Origin of the sequence: Microbulbifer sp. SAOS-129_SWC, from assembly GCF_039696035.1 — a bacterium.
Lineage (GTDB): Bacteria > Pseudomonadota > Gammaproteobacteria > Pseudomonadales > Cellvibrionaceae > Microbulbifer.
In genome coordinates, this window is the sequence record NZ_CP155567.1 from 118,777 (window position 1) to 137,753 (window position 18,977).

The window sequence follows — 18,977 nt, forward strand, 5'->3', positions numbered from 1 at the left end:
TCAGGTGCTGGAGCGGCTGGATTCATCGCGGTGCCAGCGGTAGCTGGAAAATCTGCGCAGATACCGCTTGGCCTGGAGGCGCGCGATCATATTCACAACGGTATAAGCCAGAAATTCTGCCGGGGAGGGCGCAGCCGAAAAGCGGCTGGCTCGCGGCACCGGCGCACTGCCAAAATTAAAATCCCGCTGCAGCTGCAGATTGCCAAGCTTGCTGCGAATCTTGATTTTTATCAGTTCGTACAGATTTTTGGGTACCGTGACCTGGCTGGTTGCTGCGCTGCAGATCAGTATATGCCGATAGCCGTGCACGGCTCTTATGTAGCCATCGTCGGCAATAATCTCGGGGAAGCGCGCAAACGCCGCGCGCGCGACTTTGTTTAATGCATAGATGCCGGTGCCATAACCGAAACGGGTACAGAACACCGTCTTTTCCCACGCCGCGTAATAGCGCCGTACCCACCAGCCGCAGCGTCCGGTCTGCGAGATTACTCGGGGGACAGCGATCTGTGGCCGTTCCACCGAATCACAGCGCTCAATCAGGTGACGGAGGGACCCCTCCGAGATACGCACGTCGGCGTCGACATAGACGCGGGGAAATCCGGGCCCGAGCGCCTCGGCTGCGTTCAGCGCGTTGACTTTGGATGGCGTGTCGATGTCCAGGCAGGTAACGGCCGGGAATCGGGTGCGAACGATATCGACCGTTCTATCACTACAACCATTGCACGCCACGATCACTGAATAATGATTTTTCGCTATTCCGGGGTAGATGTCATCCAGTAATTCACTGATGGAGGCTTCTTCGTTGTACGCGGGTATGATGACCGTGGGCAGTTCCATTTTTTTAAGGCCAGACATGCTAAAAGTCCCATTGCCGCTGTATCTTAAAGAACTTCCACCACAGCTTTCTGTTGCGATCAAAGTCACGTTTGAGCAGGGACAGGAAAGCGAATCCGCAACAGCGAATCAATGCGCCGGTCGCAATGGTCAGGCGGGCGATCTTTACCTTGTAGCCTGGCCAGAACTTACGGAAATAAAGCAATTTTGAATGGTACAGGTAATTCAGCTTGTCAGCGCTGGATAGTGTTTTGCTGCCGATATGCATGACCCTGGCCTGGTCGGTCACCATGGGCCTGGCACCGAGATTGCGGGCGCGGCGGCAGAGGTCTATTTCCTCGGAATAGAGAAAGAAGCGTTCATCGAACCCGCCGAGATTGCTAAACAGCGTTCTGTCTATCAGCAGGAAGCAGCCGGACACCGCATCCACCAGCCCGCGTGAACTGATCTGGCGCTGTGAATAGGCGTCCACACCCGGATGACCGGCACGTTTCAGCAGCGCGTCAATACACAGGCTCCAGGAAAGCAACCCCAGCAGCGACGGCTCGCGCCAGGCATTTTTGCCATCCAGCTGGCCGGATGCATTACAGGTAACCCCGCCCCATATCATGCTCTGGGGGTTGGCCCGCGAGAAGTCCACCAGTTTCAGCAAGCTATTGTGCTGCAGCCGCACGTCAGGGTTCAGGAACAGAATCGGCCCGCTATTGGCGATACGGCTGACGGCCAGATTGCAGCCACTGCCAAAGCCAATATTCTTTGGCGACTCGATCAACGTCAGGTTGATATCGGCGATGTTCTGCAGGATCGCGACGGAGTCGTCGGTCGAGTCATTGTCCACGACATAAATCGCAACCCGGTCCCGCGGGTAATCGCCTGTCTTTATATCCTCCACCACGTTGCGGATATCACTGCCGCAGTTGTAGCAGACAAAGACAATGTTCAGCTGCTCTGGTAGTTCCATTTTCACCCTCCCCCGATAGCCGGATCAGCCGGCACCATGCAAGGATATCTTGCCTGGGGCAGGTACGGGCTCTGCGTCGTAGCGGGGTGCATAGCGCTGCACCGTGGTCATGGAAACCGCGCCACCGATGAACAGGTAGAAAAGCTCAACCACCTGGCCGAAGTAGGATACGGCCAGGAAGCTGACGCAGTGTACGAACAGCGATGCGCCCACCCCCCACACGATCCAGGTCTCCGCGGCGTCACTGGTGAGCCGCAGCGAGCGGCCGAGGCGCAGGAAAACGCAGGCCAGAAACATCACGAACAGCAGCAAATGCAGAATGCCGCCGCTGACACCCTCGAGAACATACTGGTTGGTGATATCCTGCAGGCCCCATCCCCAGTGTGCGGTGGAGTTTGTGCCCACCAGCCACCACTCGTTGAAATGGTTGATTGCCTGTTGAATCAGGTTGTATCTATGCCATCCGGTAGAACCGTGAGACAGGTCGATTCTCGCCATCAAATGCCATATCGGGTGCTTCATGACGAGTTGCAGGGCGATGAGTGCGGTAGCGGCACCCAGGAAGATCAGGCGCAGCCTGTAGCGGAACACGTACATGGGGAGCACAAGTAAACCCAGTAATGCCGCCATTAGAGATGTGCTGGATGCGGTGAACACGACGATCAGAAAAGCGCACAGCAGCGCCAGTGCGATTTTAATCCTTGAACCGAGTTTTCCCATCCACAGCGCTATCAGGCCGGGAATAAGGGTGGCCCAGAAAACCCCGGCCAGAATCGGATGTGAGAAGGGGCCCTGGCAGCGGAGCTCGCCATTACGCACGATCAATTTCTCTGGAACGCCGCCGAAGAGCGTAAAGACATTGTGGCCGGTCGTGCGTTCTACCAGGAAGAACAGCAGCATCGGCATCGAGATCAGGGCAAGCCAGTTGAACAACTTGCGCATATCCGCCACGGATCTTATATAGGTCCTGCCAATAAGATAAGCGCCTGCGGTATCGATGGCCCCGCCAATACCGGTAATGACACCACCGAAGCCACCGGTTAAAAAGCCATAGGCGATGATTCCCCACAGCGTCCACAGCAGCAGTAATTTATCCGGGGTGGTGAATCGCACGCTGTGTAGGTGCCCCCGCAGTGCGGCACAGGCAAGTGTCACGAGTATGACGATTCGCAACAGGGTAAAGTCCAGGGAGAAAACCGCTATACGCAGTGCACTGGGCATAAAAACGGCCACCAGTAGCACTGGCAGGATCATCCTTCTGCGCGGCATCAACAATATTGCGCCAAGGGCCAGAACAAGCACCAGCAGCCCGAAAGGGTTGATCAGCGAGTGGTTCGCCCAGAGCGCGCCGCCGAAGTACGCTGGCATTTCACGTTCAATCATGGTTTACACCATTATTGATGCTGTCGATAGTACTGAAGTGAAGACTTCGACAGAGAGATAAATCGAGCAACGCGTCGATGGTCGCGTTCTGGTGCAGGCACATGCCGTCCATTTTTCGAAGGCATACAAGTGCTGTCGGTAATTTGAGGCTCAGGGCGAGCTGCTGCCAACAGTAGCGCGGGTGGAGAGTCTTCATAGTTTCAACGGATTTGCTAATCTGCATCTATTTGAGCAATGGCCGCTCAATCAACTGCGTTGAAAAGCAGGATGTTTACTGCCTCGGTATTTAGTGCGGTTGATGAGTGCATCAATTTTAGCGGTCAGCGCGGAAAATGAAGTCGCGATCATTACGCTAAGCACTCTTTCGCCGCCACAATTGAATGAACCGCGTCAATTCGCACAATTTCAGGGGCAGGCCAGGCTGGTCATCTGCAGACAGGACTGTGCGATATCGTCCATTTGCCGTCTTGCACTGCTGAGAACTTGCGGCAGCCTGCGTGCCAGGGCGGACTTTATTTCCTGCCGCCGACAGAACGAATGGTAGAGGGCGTGGGCCAGGTCTGCGGTGGCGAGGCATCTCGGGTCGAATACCTGGGCTTCCTGCTCGCAACTGGAAAAGACGCCGAACGTTTTGTCGCTATAGGAGATTGCCGCGCTGGGAACACCGGTGGACAGGGATGCGATGGTCGAATGCATCCGCGTGCCACAAAACCACGACAGTCGCGAGATAACCCACTTTATCTCCGTTTCTGTATAGCCGCTCGACAGTGTGGTAACCCGACGCTGCAGATTGGCAGATAAAGAGTGATAGAGCTTTTGGCAGGCCTCGTGGTCGGACTCAAAATGTCCCGGTGGGGTCAATACATGGGGTATCAATAAGATACTCGCATCGGAATTTTTTACGATGTTATTGATGACATCACGTAGCGCTTGCGCATAATCCGCCTTGATCGAAAAGCACCTCGCTGCCCGATCGGGGTCGTTGTAGATAAGTCCGCTGATATTGATGCCGACGATTTCTCCGGAGGAATGCCGCGTGAACTCCTCCAGCTTTTGCCGCAGGCCGTCATCGGGCGGGGTGACCGGTAGCAGAAAGGCCACGTCGACGCCGCAACGGTGTCGCGACGGGTCAAAATCGGTGCCGAGCAATTCAGCCATATAAGCATAACTGTATTTGTCTCTGGCCCAGGCGCTGTGGCAGTCGCGCAATATGTGTTTGGCAATTGCGCGGCGTCTGGAAGAGGTGAACGGACCGTAAGTCTGTGGCAACAGAATCAGTGGCCGTCGCTGCCTGATGGCGAGCTGCTTGGGTCTGCTGATCAGCTCGAAGCGGCGCGCGCCATAGAGGTCGGTAAAGCTGTCGCCGCCGCTGATATCCAGTACCGCGTGTGATTGTGTGAGTACATCGACTCCCGCATTGCCGAGCCCGCCGAAGAGGGCGCTCAGCTGCATTCGCGCAATGCTTTCGGGGCGATATATACGCCGGGTGTTGCTGAGGCCACAGAGCTTTACGTCGATTGCTCTGGTACCAACGACACAGCGGCTGTTGCGCAGGCCGCGGCCGTTGTCAAAAATACAGAACTCGGCATCGGGTATCCTGTCGCAGATTCCCAGAACGATGGATCGGTACAGCGCATTCACACCCAGATTGCCGGTATCCGGAGCAGCTCCGAGCAGTGCCACACTGGTCATGGTTCAATACCCCTGTCTGCTGAGCAGTAAATTGTATTCATTAAATAGCAGGGCCCTGAAGCGCGGTATCAACTAAGACACGTCGCTGTCGGCGGAGACCACATCCCTGGTGTCAGGCACGCCAATAAAGTTCTGCACAAAAGTCACGAGTTCCAGTCTGCTCTGCGTCGGTTTCAGGTTGGGGGCCTGAAGCCGCTCGCGTTGATCGAGATATCGGTACAGCATCTCGCGCGAATAGGCCACGTAGATGCCCCGGCTACCCTCGAAATGTCTTGCCGTGCCCAGCTGGTGATCGTTGTTGTGCTCTGCCCGCCGGTGATCCCTTGGCATGATGATGATCGGCTTGGAATACTCCATCGCTGTCAGGATGGAGCCCATACCGGCATGGGACACGATTAAATCGCACTGGTTAATAAGCTCGGCGTAGCGATCCGGCTCAAGAAATTTGCTGAACGCCATGTTGCGTGGCGCATAGGTGGCATCGCCTATCTGGGCATAGATCTGTATTTCCCTAGTGCTTGCCGCCCACTGGTCGATCGCTTGGACCAGGCGGTTGAACGGTTCCTGCGTACCGATCGTGACAAAGATAGCGTTCACAGGATGGCTCCACGGTAAAGGACATGGCCGTCTCTGCTGAGGCCGGGCCACTGGGACAGGGTGGTGGTGGCGATATGGCGCGCCAGCTTCCCGCTCATTGACAGGTGCTCGACATTGGCGATGCTGTCGATCCAGAGGGTACGGGCACCGAAGAGTCTCCCGGCCAGAATACAGGCCAGCCCGGGCAGAGCCCCGGTGGAAACCACGACGTCGGGTCGCTCCCTGGCGACAACCCACACCGCGGTGATGAGAAGCCAGAGAATCCTGAAGGGGGTTTTCCTGCTCGCTTCCGGCAGGCAGTAATAATGTGCTATGCCGTAATGCGCTTCGAAGTTGTCGCCGGTAGACGCGAAAACTGTTGTACGCGCCTCGAAGGCGTCGATCAAGGCGAGCAATTGTTTCCAATGACCGCCCATAGAGGCTACTGCCAGTACCTTACTTTCCATCTCTTTACCACTACATCCCTATACCGCTACTTCTATCCTTGAAGCCACAGCGAGGCTCCGCGCTCGTCAGTTGCCGCGGGAGGACATACGTCGTATTTACCGACAACGCACAGGTCCCCTTGTCCCGTACTGAATGCAAGCCAACGCATCGGGAAAGTTGGCATCTATACAGTGCGGTACTGACATCGAGCAGGAAAACTATAGCTAAGCTGTGTGAGTGCGAAGCCAATAATGGCAGGCAGTTACCCCCTCGTTACGGTGTCGTAAGAACAAGGCGGAATAATTATCAAGACAGGGTTAACACTGAACACTGGCATGGAAATAATCAGCTGGGGTGCGTCGATACGGCGCCAATCGATGTATAGAGAGATAAGACACGTAAGCATTGAATCACGGAGTGAGCCGGAATCAATCGCGCCCGTCCGGCCCGGCAGAAAGGCAACGGCCGCGCTATGCAGGCCATCTGCACTGACTGAAAACGCGCAAGCAGGAGGGAACAGGTGTCTACCCGGCTGCGTATGGTAAAAGGCGCCTCGGTTCTCGTGTTCAGCCAGGCAATCGTGGCGGTTGCCACCTTCCTGCGCAATGTGACCATCGCGCGTTTTGTCGATGCAGAGAATTACGGCATAGCCACAACCTTTGCTCTTACCATATCGCTGGTCGAAATGACCAGTAATCTCGCGCTTGATCGCGTGCTGGTGCAGGATCGTGAGGGCGAAAGTGATGCCATGCTCGCTTCTGCGCATCTGTTGCAGTTTATCAAGGCACTGCTGATCGCCGCGTTGCTTTACGTGACCGCGGCACCCATCGCGACATTATTCAACCTGCCACATTTGATCTGGGCCTTCCAGTTGACCGCACTGGTTCCACTGCTGCATGGACTCATCAATTACGATTATGTGGCCCGGCAGAGAAACCTGGAGTTTCTGCCCACGGCGCTATTCGATGCGCTGCCGCAGTTGCTGACGCTGCTGGTCGCCTTCGCGGTCGTACATGTCTTTGCCGATTACCGCGTGATGTTGGCGGTGATCCTGCTCCAGGCAGCACTGCATGTCGTTATTTCGCATATCGTGGCGCGGCGACCGTATCGATGGCATTTCGACCGGATCCTGGCGCAGCGCAAGCTCAGTTTTGGTTGGCCGATCCTGGTCAACGGCCTGTTGATGTTCGGGATTTTCCAGGGTGATCGCCTGATTATCGGCAGTCATTATGATATGGCGACGCTCGGCTGGTACAGCGTGGCTTTCTCCCTGTGCCTGGTGCCATCGATCATCTTCGCGCAACTCAGTGGCTATCTGCTGATGCCGATTCTGTCCCGGGTGCGCGACGCTGGGCACAGCGGAAACGTGTATTACAACGTCACCCTGATTGCGTGTTTCTCCTTTGCGATGTTCATGGTCAGCTTCTTTGCCGTGGCCGGTGCCGCACTGATCAGCGTGAGCTTCGGCGAGCATTATCTGGCGGCGGGCAGCGTCATTATCTGGCTCGGCATCATGCAGGCCCTGCGCGTGGTGCGCATCGCCCCCACACTGATTGCCAACAGTCAGGCCAGAACACGCAACGGCATGTATTCGAACCTGGTGCGCAGCATCGCGCTGTTGTTGGCACTCGCATTTGCCTGGCACGAGATGCCGGTGATGTGGATCGCCGTTAGCGGGATCGCCGGAGAAATAATCGCGTTGGGCATGTCGGTAGCGCTGCTTGAACTCGGCGCTGCGCAGGCAGCGTTTATGCGCAAGTTCGCGTACCTGGGGTTCTTCCTGGCATTGTTCACCGCAGGTGTTATCGAGCTCGGGCGCCATATCACGCCGAGCCAGAATCTGCTGGACAATCTGCTGTTGGTTGCCGGTGGTGCGTTGTTGGCATTTTCACTGGCGGTGTTGCTGGCACTGCTGAACCGCGAGGCGCGCGCTGAAGTGAGGCAGCTTATCCACGGTGCCTTGGGGCGCAGCGGCGCGGCGGAAAACGCCGGCGGCTCCTGAGCTCTCCAGTTAACCCTTCATTTAGTGCTGTATTTATCTCTGCGGATATATCGAGGAACACGATGAATTTTCCCAAACAATATATTCTCGCCGATCGGCCGTTCACCGAGTTACCCGGTTGGCACTGCTCGCAAGTGCGGCAGCGGTGGCTCTCCACGGCCCCGGAACTGCCGCTGGTCCAGATTGAAAACGCTGCGGGTGAACCGTATGGCCTGCTGGCCGGCTGGGTGATATTCCGCGGCCAGCTGCTGCAGCATGGCGACACGCTGCAGCTCACCCCGGCAGATCACGGGCTACCGCTGGAATTCGACGAGCTCGGCGGCCGCTTCCTGCTCCTCTTGCACTGTGGCGACGACGTCGGGGTGCTGACGGATGCAGGAGGCCTGCTGTCACCGGTCTACAACACCGAACAGAAAATCCTCGCTTCCACACCGGCGATTCTCAAGCGGGTAGCACCACAGCAATGGGATGAAAGCCGCCGTGACGCACTGACCGGTGGCAAGCGTGAAATCTGGTATCCGGCCGGCGCCACCCCCTATGTGGGCCTACGCAGGCTGATGCCGAACCATATCCTGCTGCTGGCCAACTGGCGCGCGCAGCGTGTCTTTCCGCTGGCCGCCGGGCCTGGTCGTCAAGGGGATACGAACGCTGATCCCGCCGCGCTGGTAGCGCGCATGGCGGATCGGGTGAAGTTGGATGTTGGAGCACTGCTCGACGCTGGCCATACCAACTTGCACCTCACTGGCGGTTACGACTCGCGCATGGTACTGGCAAGTTGCCGGGAGCGGCTGGCGCAATGCCACTTCCAGACCATCTCGGCGAACAATGCCGATAATCGGCTCGATCGCCACCTGGCCGGCCAACTTGCGCGGCAGTTCAATTTATCGCACCGCCTGATCGACTTCGAGCATGCGGAACAACGGGAGAAAGACGCCTGGCTGCAACGCACCGGACGCTGCGTTGAAGATCATGTACTTGAGTTGTGCCGCACGGTACGCGTGCACGATTGTGGCTCGCACGAAATATGCGGCGTGGGCGGCGAAGCGATCCGCAGCTGTCTCTGGTTTCGCGGTGATGGCGCGCGCGATCGGATTTCTGCCGCCGAGTTGCTGGGGCGCGACGGCATCCCGGCCAATGACTTCTCCGTCGGCATCACTGAACAGTGGCTGGAGACGCTGCCTGCGGGCATGAGCGTGGGGAATATCATCGACCTGTCGTTTATCGAATTCCGTCTGGCGGGCTGGGCCGGGCCCAGTGTCTACGGTCATCAGGTCGCGCACCCGACCATGAGCCCCTTCAACAGCGGTGAATGCTACAAGGCGGCACTGGCACTGCCCGAAAGCTACCGGGAAGAGAATTGCATCGCCAAGGACTTTATCAGTTATCTATGGCCGGAGTTGCTGGCGTTGCCCATCAACCGCGCATCTGGCGTGATGAAACTCGCTTTCCTGAAGCGGGAGCTCAAATACCTGGTACCGTTGGAGTGGCGTGAAAAGCTGTTCGCGGTTCTTCGCGCTAAGACCGGCTTGCGATACAACACTACCTATTCCCGCTGATGGCACGGGTGCCAATTACCAGGCGATGACACACCTTCAGCCGCGCCGGAACATCCTGCTCCGGCCCGCATAATCCCGCTGGGCGCTGACACCGTCTGCGGCCGCTGCGTCAGGTAACGGCCGCTGCGCACCTCACTTTCAGCGAGCGCCGTTGCTAGGCTTATCCAGCTGTGAGGTGGCGCCCGTCATTGGCGCGGTCCTCTGCACGGGGCCGACACTCGGATAAGTGACGTCTTTCAGCGGCACGGGTTCGCGAACAAAGCCCTGCTTGTCGATACCATCGATAAAGTATGCCGGCAGGTTGCTGCGGTCCACGGTGACTTTGCGCAGGAATTGATCCGTCAGGGAAATATCCAGAACGGTGCGTTGCGGGAAGGCCAGCGAGCGCACATTACGGAAAATGGTACCGTCTTCGAGAACCTGTGGCTGGTTCCCACAGCCCATGTAACTGCCGGTGATGACTTCAGACGAAGCACTCGGCGCGCGCGCTTTCCAATTCCGGTCTATCGCCAGGGACCAGAAGACGTTACCCCGCTCGGTGGTCTTCTCTGGCATCAGTACCGCCCCGGCAAAAATGTTGTTGTACAGGAACAGGCCGGAACCATCGTATCCCTTTGCAATATCATGCACATTGAGCGCAATGTTGTAACGGTAACGTGCATCCTTGGTGTGGCCGTTGCAGGCACCGGGGCGGATCTTGGAAAACAACAGATTGTTGCGCAGCACAATATTGTCGCCCAGCTTGTAAATCCGGAAGGCGTTGTTGTTCGGGGAGTTGTACAGCACATTACTCTCAAACAGGATGTTGTTGTAGGCCGGTACTTCGTCGTACATCATCACCCCGGACGAACTGCCGAAGCCGTGCATGAAATTACCGCGGACCACCAGGTCACTGCTGGAAATGGCAATGATGCTCGCGTGGGGCTTGTTCACCGCGAGGGGATCCTCCGGATAGGGCGTATAGTCTTCTCCGGTCATGTGGTTGTATTCGATCAATCCGTTTTTACTGCTGTAGGTATAAGTAACGCCGGAGCCGCCTTTCACCTTGATGAAATTGTGCCGCACGGTGGCATTGTCGGAGTGGCGGATCATCACGCCCACGTGCACTTCATAGACCCTGTTATCGCGGAAAAGAACATCGCTGGAGCGGTGAATGTCGATACCGACTACGCCGGAATGGGGCCCACGGGACCAGCGATCCCCGTGGAGTACGGATCCGAGTACCTGTACGTGGCGGGCGTACTTTAATCGCACCAGCTTGCGGTGCACTTCCCGGTAGATTTCGAAGCCCTCGAAAATGAGATAGGCATCATCCGGCTGTTCGTAGGCGACTTCGATGCCGAAGATCCGCGGCCGGTTGTGTGGCGCCGCCTTGAAATGCAGGTAGCCGCGTGGATGCGGGCTTTCGGTCTCGGAAAAAAACGGATAGTCGCCATCATAGACATAGACGGTTGCCGGACCTTTGAGCGCGCGTCGCGCCTGCTGCAGGCTGGCCCAGGGGGCCTTTGCGGAGCCGTCGTTGCCGTCGCTACCGGTTTTTGCATTGACGTAATAGACCGGCCCGGTGTCACCCGCCCGCACCGGCGTGGCAAAACACAGGCTGATGAATATGACGATGGTCAGGGTGTGGATGCTTTTCATGTCGCTTTGTCAGTTTGTAGGCTGTGAGCTTGAGAAAATGCTCCTCGGGGAGCACTGGCGATATGGCAGCTAAAGCTGCTACCAAACAGGGACAGGTGGTCCAGCCTGACCCGGCCATCCCCCGGCCTGATGTAGCGCTGTGGGCGCCCGCGGTCAAAACCGATCTCTATCTGTCGTGGGTGGAGCGACATCCCTTCACCGGTCAACTTCATGAACGCCTCTTTGGCTGTCCACAGCTGAAAAAACAGTGCCGTCGCTGCGCTGCCCTGGCACAACTGTAGCTGGTGCCGTTCCGCCGGGGTAAACACCAGTTGCATCACCTCTTCGACACATCTGCGCGGATCATTGAACTCCACGTCTATGCCGACTTCCGCGCGGCGCGATATTGCGCAGACGGCGACGCCGTTGGAATGCGACACATTGAAGGAAATGTTTTCACCGCGAAGAAAAGGTTTGCCGTTTTCTCCGTAGCTGAAGCGGATTGCGCCAGGGTGTTTCGCCTGAAAGGCACCGAGTAATTTACGCAGATAACCCCGGCAGCGAACATAGTGCTCGCTATCGCTGATGAAGTGGTATCTGCGCGCGCGGTGTCGCTCGTCCCGCGACAGGTAGTCCAGTGCCTCGTCGACAGAAATATCCTGGTCGCTGTCCAGCCGGCAGCCGAATACGTCAATATCCGTATCCGCCAGGTGGATCAGGGGCGTCTCTGCCGCGCGCTGGGAATACCGGGGAAACATCAGGGTGAGTCTGTACCTTCGCAAACCACGCGTGTCTGTCGCTGAGGATATGTCAGTCTGCAGTGGGCGGTATGGTATTTGCCGCCAGTTTTCCCGGTGGCGGCCGGTGGTCCCCAACCACTTCAGCGGCCGATCCATACGTCGATGCAGGCGGCGTGACCCTGCAAAAGGGTGTCACTTTGGCACCGTTGCCATTGGCAATTGGAAGCACAATCCTCTTCTCGCAGATTCACAAATTCGCCTGACAAAAATAATTTGAACTTCCTCACACTTCTGCCAATCTTATGGTGAAAATATGTTCAACATGGTTGTTTAGTGGTCGCCTTTGAGCTGGTGTGTGGAGAAGTAGCCCAGGGAGTTGGGGACATTGCAACAGGGATGGATTCGCGCCTACCAGAGTGATTTGGCGGCGCTCTACCGGTTTATCGATGGATTGCTGATTGTTGCTTCGCTGGCCATCTGTGTCCGCGCATGGGGGCATCAGTTAACCAACGACTGGATCTTGCTCGGTGTTATGGCAGCGGTCTCCTTCGTCTTTATGGCGGAACCTGTGGAGCTGTACCGATCGTGGCGTACCGACACCTACCGCAGTATGTTGACGGCGACAGCGGTCGCCTGGGTGTCGGTATGCCTGCTGATCCTTTTGGTGGGTTACTTCAGCAAGGTGGCGGAGGGCTACTCGCGGCTCGTTGTCGGCTCCTGGGTTTTCCTCACTCTTTTCTTCCTCGGCCTGTGGCGACTCATTCTGCGTCGGGCGCTGGTCTACCTGCGCACCCACGACCGCAACACGCGCTCCGCGGCAATCCTCGGCGTGAGCGAAACCGGTCTGCAGCTGGCGAGGGATCTGGAGCAAAACGCGCATCTCGGTATTCGCCTGCGGGGTTTCTACCGCCTCCCCGGTGACGAAAGCGATTGCCTGCCCGAGTCTGCCGCGGATACCGTGGGTGCGCCCGGCAGCCTGGAGCAGGCCGTGCAGGCCGCTCGCAACGGCGACCTGGACCTGGTTTACATCGCGCTTCCGATTAGCGAAGCCCAGCGCATCGGCGAGATCCTTGCCGCTTTCGCCGACACCACCGCTAACGTCTACCTGTTACCAGACATATTCGGCAGCAACCTCCTGCGCGCGCGCTGGCAGAAGATCGGTTCCAGTGGCGTATTGAGTATCTTCGACACGCCCATCGAGGGGATCAAGGGTTGGCTGAAGCGCCTGGAAGATGTGGTTCTGTCGTCGTTTGCCCTGGTGCTGCTGTCTCCATTTATGCTGCTTATCGCGTTCGGTATAAAACTCACGTCGCGCGGGCCAGTGATTTTTAAACAGCGCCGCTACGGGCTCTGCGGCAGTACCATTGATGTGTGGAAGTTCCGCACCATGACCACGCAGGACAATGGCGACAGGGTCGTGCAGGCGCAGCGCAACGATCCCCGGGTCACGCCATTTGGCCGTTTCCTGCGCCGCACGTCTCTCGACGAACTTCCCCAATTCTTTAACGTGCTGCGCGGCGATATGTCCATCGTCGGACCGCGACCCCATGCAATCGCGCACAATGAGCAGTACCGACGCATCGTCAGTGGCTATATGCTCCGCCACAAAGTGAAACCCGGCATTACCGGTTGGGCCCAGATAAACGGCTGGCGCGGTGAGACCGATACGCTGGAGAAGATGGTCAAGCGAGTGGAGCACGACCTCGACTACATCCGCAACTGGTCGATCTTCCTCGACATCTACATTCTGGCTCTCACGGTATGCAGAGGCTTTGTAGGAAAAAATGCCTATTAAGGCTGACGTCTATCGACAAATTTGCAGCGCTACGGGGCCGGTGCCATGCACCGGCCCCGTTATTTTAAGCAATGAAAATTCCTCCAAGCTACGGACGTTTATGTTGCGCTTGAGTCATACCTGTCAATCAGCGGGAAATGGCTTCAGAAAAAACACCGGGTGTAAATAAATTCACCAATTGCAACACCAAAAATTGGCAATCAATCCTAGACTTAGATATCCGAAATTAGCGGTTGTATGAACAGGAAGATATTGGGGTTTTTTAGGGTCCACGTGATGGTGAAGAAAAGCGAATCTATACCGGCGGAGGGAATGTCGTCTCGGCCCGTTCCCGCCACCGTGTCAGCGCCGCCCTGTGCGCAGACACGTGAACGTCCGTTGGCATGGAAAGCTGTGTCTTCGTTCCTCGGGGATCGCATTGCTGACAATTGCGCCAATATCCCGGATGGCGCCGGTGGCCGGTCGCTGAATTTGTCTGGCCACAGGCGGACGTGGCGAGGCGGCGTATTAACCGCGATCTGCCAGGATTTTTCGCACGGCAAGCGACTGGAGAATGCGCCGGTGTCGGACCCTCATTCAAACCCGCAGCCAGATTCCCGTAAGTGCAGTCAGGCCCCGTCCAGTTGCCAGCTGCGCGACGTCACTTCATCCAGAGTCACTTTAACCAAGAAAAGAGTTTAGCCATGAACGCGGTTTCACTTGCACAGCTAAAAGCCGGTGTCGTAATCGCCATAACATTCATCGCAATGTTGGTTTTTGGAAGCGGCACCTCCATCGCCGAAACCAGGGAAAACCTGGCGGAAAGCAATTATCTACTCAACTGTGGCGATCGAATATCGATCCGGGTCTATGGTGAAGATGACCTGTCGATGGAGATGCTTCTCGATGATAGCGGCGTAATCAACTACCCGTTTCTTGGTGAGATCAAGGTGGCCGGACTGAGCCCGAAGCAATTGAAAGACAAGATAAGGTCCGGCCTCCAGGGTGATTACCTGGTGGATCCCAGCGTGGAAGTGGCGGTGGTCGATTATCGTCCCTTCTTTATCAAGGGCGAGGTCAATACACCGGGAAGCTACTCGTTTCAGCCCGGTCTTACCGTCAACAAGGCCGTCGCTATGGCCAGCGGATTCACGGTGCGCGCATCGCAGAAGAAAATCACGATCGAGCGTACTAACGGCGACGACAAACGAAGATTCCAGGCGGGTCCCAATATGAAGTTGCATCCCGGTGATGTCGTTACTGTAGAGCAAAGCTTTTTTTGAGGGTTGAAGGGTGAACAGGCTAAAAACTAGTGACAACGATGGTGATGTTTTCGAAGACCAGGCCCTGGATTTTCGAAAATACTGGCAGATGATCTCCATGAGAATATGGATGGTTCTGGGGCTGACGGTCGCGATAACGGCGGTGGTGGCTCTGGTCGTTGCAGAAATGCCATCGCGTTACCAAGCGACTGCCACGCTGATGTTTGAAGGGGACAAGGCCAACCTGGTTTCGGTCAAGGACCTGTACGATCTCGGTACCCAGCGCGGGGATTATATGCGTACCCAGGCGGCGCTGCTTCAGTCGCGGGATCTCGCCACGCGGGTCATAAAGCGTCTCAATCTGGTGGATAACCCGGAATTCAATCCCGAGGAAAATGAGGCGGGTTTCGGTCTCAGGAATATCCTGAATCTTTTCAGTGGGGATGAGAGCAGTAACCCCGGGGTAGAGCGCTCAAAACTGGAAAAAGTGACGAGCATTTTCCTGAAAAGACTCACGATAACACCGAAGCCCAATACCAACCTCGTCGATTTGACGTTCGAGTCGAAGTCTCCGGTACTCGCGGCGACGGTCGCCAATGCGATGGTTGCGGAATACATCAAGAACCGATCCGACATCAAGGCCGAGTTCACCAGCCGGGCCACTTCCTGGCTGAATGAGCGCCTGCAGACGCTGCGCGCCAAGCTGGAGCAGTCGGAAGTGAAACTGCACGACTTCCGAGAGGCGAATGACTTGCTGGATGTCAGTGGGGTGCGCAGTCTGGCCGAGCAGGACCTGAATGCGACGACAGCGCAACTGCAGGACTTGCGCCGGGAAAAGAAGCAGGCCTACAGCGTATACAAGCAGGTGCGCGACCTGAGTGCGCATGATCCGAAACTGGCGAACCTTCCGGAATTCCTGTCCAATCCCGCCATCCAGGAGATCAAGAGGAGTGAGGCGGTTGCCAGCCGCAAGGTCGCCGAGTTGTCGCGCCGCTATGGTCCCAAGCACCCGAAAATGGTGGATGCGAAGAAAGAGCTGGCCCTGGTGCGGGAGCAGCTGTTCACGGAGATCGGCAATCTGTCCGAAGCCATCGTCAGCCGCTATGAAACTGCTGCGGCGCGCGTGAGTGCACAGGAGCAGGAGGTGGAGCGTGCGAAGCAAAAGTACCAGGACGTCTCGCGCAAGGAAGTGCGGTATGACGAGCTGAAGCGCGAGGCCGAAGTCAACCAGCAGTTGTTTAATGCCTTCCTCACCCGGGTCAATGAGGCCAAGGAGGTTTCCGGCTTTAATATGGCACCGGCGGTACTGGCCAACGCCGCGGTAGCACCCGAAAAGCCGGTAAAACCACAAAAGGCCCTGATTGTCGCTGCGGCATTCACCCTGGCATTGATGTTCTCTGTCGCCCTGGCAATTATGCTCGATTCGCTGCATGTAGGCCTGCGCAGTATCGACGATGTTGAAGTCTTTCTTGGCCAGAACCTGATCGGCCTGATTCCGGCGGTGAAGGCGGCCAGGGGGGAAGAGGAAGGGCTGTCGCTACACACCTTCTATGACCCCGACCAGCACACCTTTGCCGAATCGGTGCGCACCCTGCGTACGGGGGTGGTGTTGTCCAGCCTGGGCGAGTCCGGCAAAGTCATCGCGCTGACATCCTCAGCAGCGGGGGAGGGGAAAACCTCCGTCGCGGAGAGTCTCGCCTTCGCGCTGGGCCAGGTGGAAAAGGTGCTGCTCATCGACGGCGATCTGCGCAAACCGGTTATTGCTGCGGATTTTGATATCGAGCTGCCGCATGCGGGCCTGACCAATCTGATCGCGGATACCGCCACACTCGAGGAGTGTATCCATCACGACAGCAAGAGTGGTATCGATGTAATCCCCGCAGGCGACATGCACCCGGATCCGCAGAAGCTCCTTATTTCACCGGACTTCGACAAAACCATCAAAATGCTGGCCGAGCGCTACGACCGTGTCATTATCGATACGCCGCCGGCGCAGGCGATCAGCGACGCACTGCTGATCTCGCGTTCCTCCGATTCCATTCTGTACGTGGTCCAGTACGACGTCACCAACAAGCGTCTGGTGAACAAGGGGCTCAGCCGGCTGCGGCAGGTTGGAGCGACCATTTGCGGGGTGGTACTGAACCAGGTGGATGCCGGCAAGAAGTCGCTTTACGCCGACGAATATGCGGGCTACGAATACGGCCGGGACAGAGCCCCGGAGCGCGACCCGGACGCAGAATTGGCGGACACCGAGCAGGAAAAGGACAGTGCCGAGGTTGTATGATTGACCTTCACTGTCACCTGCTCCCCGGCATCGATGACGGTGCCGCCGATATGGAGCAGGCGCTGGGGCTGGCGCGCGCCGCCATCGAGGACGGCATCACCCACGCGGTGGCGACACCGCATATTCATATCGGGCGCTACGCCAACACGCGGGATTCCATTGCGCAGCTGCTTGGCGAGTTTCGCCAGGCGCTGCTGGACGCGCAGATACCCCTGGAAGTCAGCAGCGCCGCCGAGGTGCGCCTCTCTGACGACTTGCCGGCACTGGTCGAGCGCGACCAGCTGCCGTTTGTCGGCGAGTGGCAGGGCGATCGGCTGCTGCTTCTCGAACTTCCCCACAGTCATATCCCGCCCGGTGTCGAGCGAATCATCGACTGGCTCTACCAGCGCAACATCCGCGCCCTGATCGCGCACCCGGAACGCAATCGCGGCATTCTGCGCGATGTGGATCTGGTGCGCCCCCTCGCGCAGCGCGGCTGCCTGTTCCAGGTGACCGCCGGGGCCGTTACCGGCGGTTTCGGCCCCCCGGCGCAGCAGCGTGCGCGGCAGCTGCTGGAGCGCAACCTGGTGACGGTACTGGCTTCAGACGCGCATCATCTTGTGCGCCGCCCGCCGCTGATGACCGAGGGGCGCCGGGCCGCGGAAGCGGTTGTCGGCGAGTCCCGATCCTTGGATCTGGTGCTGCACCACCCGGCGACAATCGCCGAAGTGCATTTCCATGGTATCCGCGAGGCAGCAAAAGAATCCTTCACCCCGGCCTAGGGCGACCAGGTCGGGCCCGCCGCCGCTGCCATCTCTGCCGCTGTTCACTATCGCCACCCGTATTGACGCCCGGCCAGATGATTGTGCTGGCAAAGGTGTCTATCCAGTCAGTGTGGTTTGGCGCCGCCGCTGACTACAGTGGTTGGGGTAACCGAACAACGTTTGGAAGGGCACTTCGCATGAACAAGAAACTTTTACTGGGCGCGCTGATCGGCGCCGGCATGTCGATGCTCAACAAGAAGATGCGCCAGCAGCCGCAGCGCGCCCCGGCGCCGGACCTGTCCCGGGTGCCACCGCCGCAGGCGGGGCCCGGCAACGAGAGCCTGGATGACATTTTCGCCCGCGCCGGTCGCGACGTGGGTGGCGCGCCGGGGCAGCCGAGCCACAGTGGCGGCAGTATCGGCGCCATGCCCGGTAGTGTTGGCCCCGGTGGTGCAGCGCGCGGGGCTGTCCCCGGTGGTATGTCCGGGGGCATTCCCGGTGGTGCCATGGCCGGCGGCGCCGGTGCGCTGATCGAGATAGCGCGGCGCATCTTTGCCCAGGTGCAGCAACAACAGCCGCGCGGTGCCGGCGGGCGTCCCGCTGCCGCCGGAGGTGGTCCCGGGGTGGAAGATATTTTCGCGCAGATCTTTGGCCGTACCGGTGGCAAGTTCGGGCGCTCGGCCGGTACTGCGGCACCGGCGCAGCTGTTCGGGTTTGCCGATGCCGGATCCGGCGCCCACGGCGAGGAGCAGGCGGACGTGATGCTGCGCGGTATGATTGCCGCAGCCCAGGCGGACGGCCGCATCGACGAGGCCGAGCAGCGCAATATCGCCAAGGCCCTGGAAGGCCAGCTGGACAGCGCCGACCTGGACGAATTTCGCCAGCTGCTGACCACACCGGTGGATATGGATCAGGTGATTGCCCGGGTCCACGACCCGGCTACGGCGCTGAACCTGTATCTGGTGTCGGCCATGACCATCAACGAGGACAACCCGCGTGAGACCCGCTATCTCGCGCAGTTGGCCGAAAAGCTCGGTATCTCCGAAGAGGCATTGCACACTATCGAGCATGAGTTGCCGCACGCGGCCTGAGCAGCGTTTGTT

General features: G+C 58.0%; 15 protein-coding genes. 7 read left to right on the top strand and 8 right to left on the bottom strand.

Going from position 1 to position 18,977, the window contains the following annotated elements:
• The 6 genes from ABDK11_RS00540 to ABDK11_RS00565 all read right to left on the bottom strand — a co-directional run bounded on the left by ABDK11_RS00540 (nucleotide 1) and on the right by ABDK11_RS00565 (nucleotide 5,913).
• Complete coding sequence (locus ABDK11_RS00540) at nucleotides 1-855, bottom strand: glycosyltransferase (RefSeq protein ID WP_346838372.1); 855 nt, start codon at nucleotides 853-855, stop codon at nucleotides 1-3.
• Nucleotide 856: 1 nt separating this feature from the next.
• Complete coding sequence (locus tag ABDK11_RS00545) at nucleotides 857-1,795, bottom strand: glycosyltransferase family 2 protein (protein ID WP_346838373.1); 939 nt, start codon at nucleotides 1,793-1,795, stop codon at nucleotides 857-859.
• A gap of 24 nt (nucleotides 1,796-1,819) precedes the next feature.
• A complete protein-coding gene (locus ABDK11_RS00550; protein WP_346838374.1) occupies nucleotides 1,820-3,178 on the bottom strand; it encodes a hypothetical protein in 1,359 nt (452 codons plus the stop codon).
• Between the two features lie 405 nt (nucleotides 3,179-3,583).
• Nucleotides 3,584-4,870 (bottom strand): polysaccharide pyruvyl transferase family protein, encoded by a 1,287-nt coding sequence (locus ABDK11_RS00555; RefSeq protein WP_346838375.1) that lies wholly within the window; start codon nucleotides 4,868-4,870, stop codon nucleotides 3,584-3,586.
• A gap of 72 nt (nucleotides 4,871-4,942) precedes the next feature.
• Entirely contained in the window at nucleotides 4,943-5,467 is a 525-nt protein-coding gene (locus tag ABDK11_RS00560) for a glycosyltransferase (RefSeq protein WP_346838376.1), read from the bottom strand.
• Complete coding sequence (locus tag ABDK11_RS00565; protein ID WP_346838377.1) at nucleotides 5,464-5,913, bottom strand: hypothetical protein; 450 nt, start codon at nucleotides 5,911-5,913, stop codon at nucleotides 5,464-5,466. The genes ABDK11_RS00560 and ABDK11_RS00565 overlap by 4 nt, the downstream gene beginning before the upstream one ends.
• 500 nt (nucleotides 5,914-6,413) lie before the next feature.
• Between ABDK11_RS00565 and ABDK11_RS00570 the strand changes: the two genes are divergently transcribed.
• Nucleotides 6,414-7,895: an oligosaccharide flippase family protein gene (locus ABDK11_RS00570; protein WP_346838378.1), complete on the top strand. Its 1,482-nt coding sequence runs from the start codon at nucleotides 6,414-6,416 to the stop codon at nucleotides 7,893-7,895.
• A 62-nt stretch (nucleotides 7,896-7,957) separates the two neighbouring features.
• Nucleotides 7,958-9,451, top strand: coding sequence for a hypothetical protein (locus tag ABDK11_RS00575; RefSeq protein ID WP_346838379.1), 1,494 nt, complete (start codon nucleotides 7,958-7,960; stop codon nucleotides 9,449-9,451).
• 138 nt (nucleotides 9,452-9,589) lie between these two features.
• Here the strand turns inward: ABDK11_RS00575 and ABDK11_RS00580 are convergent, their stop codons facing one another.
• A complete protein-coding gene (locus tag ABDK11_RS00580; RefSeq protein WP_346838380.1) occupies nucleotides 9,590-11,092 on the bottom strand; it encodes a right-handed parallel beta-helix repeat-containing protein in 1,503 nt (500 codons plus the stop codon).
• Complete coding sequence (locus ABDK11_RS00585; protein WP_346838381.1) at nucleotides 11,089-11,829, bottom strand: 4'-phosphopantetheinyl transferase superfamily protein; 741 nt, start codon at nucleotides 11,827-11,829, stop codon at nucleotides 11,089-11,091. The genes ABDK11_RS00580 and ABDK11_RS00585 overlap by 4 nt, the downstream gene beginning before the upstream one ends.
• A gap of 367 nt (nucleotides 11,830-12,196) precedes the next feature.
• Here ABDK11_RS00585 and ABDK11_RS00590 point away from each other — a divergent pair, with 367 nt between their 5' ends.
• From ABDK11_RS00590 to ABDK11_RS00610, 5 genes are all read left to right on the top strand, one after another.
• Complete coding sequence (locus ABDK11_RS00590) at nucleotides 12,197-13,606, top strand: undecaprenyl-phosphate glucose phosphotransferase (RefSeq protein WP_346838382.1); 1,410 nt, start codon at nucleotides 12,197-12,199, stop codon at nucleotides 13,604-13,606.
• Between the two features lie 683 nt (nucleotides 13,607-14,289).
• On the top strand, nucleotides 14,290-14,868 hold the full coding sequence (locus ABDK11_RS00595; protein WP_346838383.1) for a polysaccharide biosynthesis/export family protein: 579 nt from the start codon (nucleotides 14,290-14,292) through the stop codon (nucleotides 14,866-14,868).
• A 10-nt stretch (nucleotides 14,869-14,878) separates the two neighbouring features.
• Nucleotides 14,879-17,131, top strand: a complete 2,253-nt coding sequence (locus ABDK11_RS00600) for a polysaccharide biosynthesis tyrosine autokinase (protein ID WP_346838384.1) — start codon at nucleotides 14,879-14,881, stop codon at nucleotides 17,129-17,131.
• Nucleotides 17,128-17,892: a CpsB/CapC family capsule biosynthesis tyrosine phosphatase gene (locus ABDK11_RS00605; protein WP_346838385.1), complete on the top strand. Its 765-nt coding sequence runs from the start codon at nucleotides 17,128-17,130 to the stop codon at nucleotides 17,890-17,892. The genes ABDK11_RS00600 and ABDK11_RS00605 overlap by 4 nt, the downstream gene beginning before the upstream one ends.
• A 179-nt stretch (nucleotides 17,893-18,071) precedes the next feature.
• Nucleotides 18,072-18,965 carry a tellurite resistance TerB family protein gene (locus ABDK11_RS00610; RefSeq protein ID WP_346838386.1) on the top strand — a complete coding sequence of 298 codons (894 nt, stop codon included), beginning with the start codon at nucleotides 18,072-18,074 and terminating at the stop codon, nucleotides 18,963-18,965.
• The last annotated feature ends 12 nt before the right edge of the window (nucleotides 18,966-18,977 follow it).

Bases quoted from the DNA above. Each gene is read 5' to 3' on its own strand.
- ABDK11_RS00540 (WP_346838372.1), bottom strand. From the start codon at position 855: ATGTCTGGCCTTAAAAAAATGGAACTGCCCACGGTCATCATACCCGCG.
- ABDK11_RS00545 (WP_346838373.1), bottom strand. From the start codon at position 1,795: ATGGAACTACCAGAGCAGCTGAACATTGTCTTTGTCTGCTACAACTGC.
- ABDK11_RS00550 (WP_346838374.1), bottom strand. From the start codon at position 3,178: ATGATTGAACGTGAAATGCCAGCGTACTTCGGCGGCGCGCTCTGGGCG.
- ABDK11_RS00555 (WP_346838375.1), bottom strand. From the start codon at position 4,870: ATGACCAGTGTGGCACTGCTCGGAGCTGCTCCGGATACCGGCAATCTG.
- ABDK11_RS00565 (WP_346838377.1), bottom strand. From the start codon at position 5,913: ATGGAAAGTAAGGTACTGGCAGTAGCCTCTATGGGCGGTCATTGGAAA.
- ABDK11_RS00575 (WP_346838379.1), top strand. From the start codon at position 7,958: ATGAATTTTCCCAAACAATATATTCTCGCCGATCGGCCGTTCACCGAG.
- ABDK11_RS00580 (WP_346838380.1), bottom strand. From the start codon at position 11,092: ATGAAAAGCATCCACACCCTGACCATCGTCATATTCATCAGCCTGTGT.
- ABDK11_RS00585 (WP_346838381.1), bottom strand. From the start codon at position 11,829: ATGTTTCCCCGGTATTCCCAGCGCGCGGCAGAGACGCCCCTGATCCAC.
- ABDK11_RS00595 (WP_346838383.1), top strand. From the start codon at position 14,290: ATGAACGCGGTTTCACTTGCACAGCTAAAAGCCGGTGTCGTAATCGCC.
- ABDK11_RS00605 (WP_346838385.1), top strand. From the start codon at position 17,128: ATGATTGACCTTCACTGTCACCTGCTCCCCGGCATCGATGACGGTGCC.
- ABDK11_RS00610 (WP_346838386.1), top strand. From the start codon at position 18,072: ATGAACAAGAAACTTTTACTGGGCGCGCTGATCGGCGCCGGCATGTCG.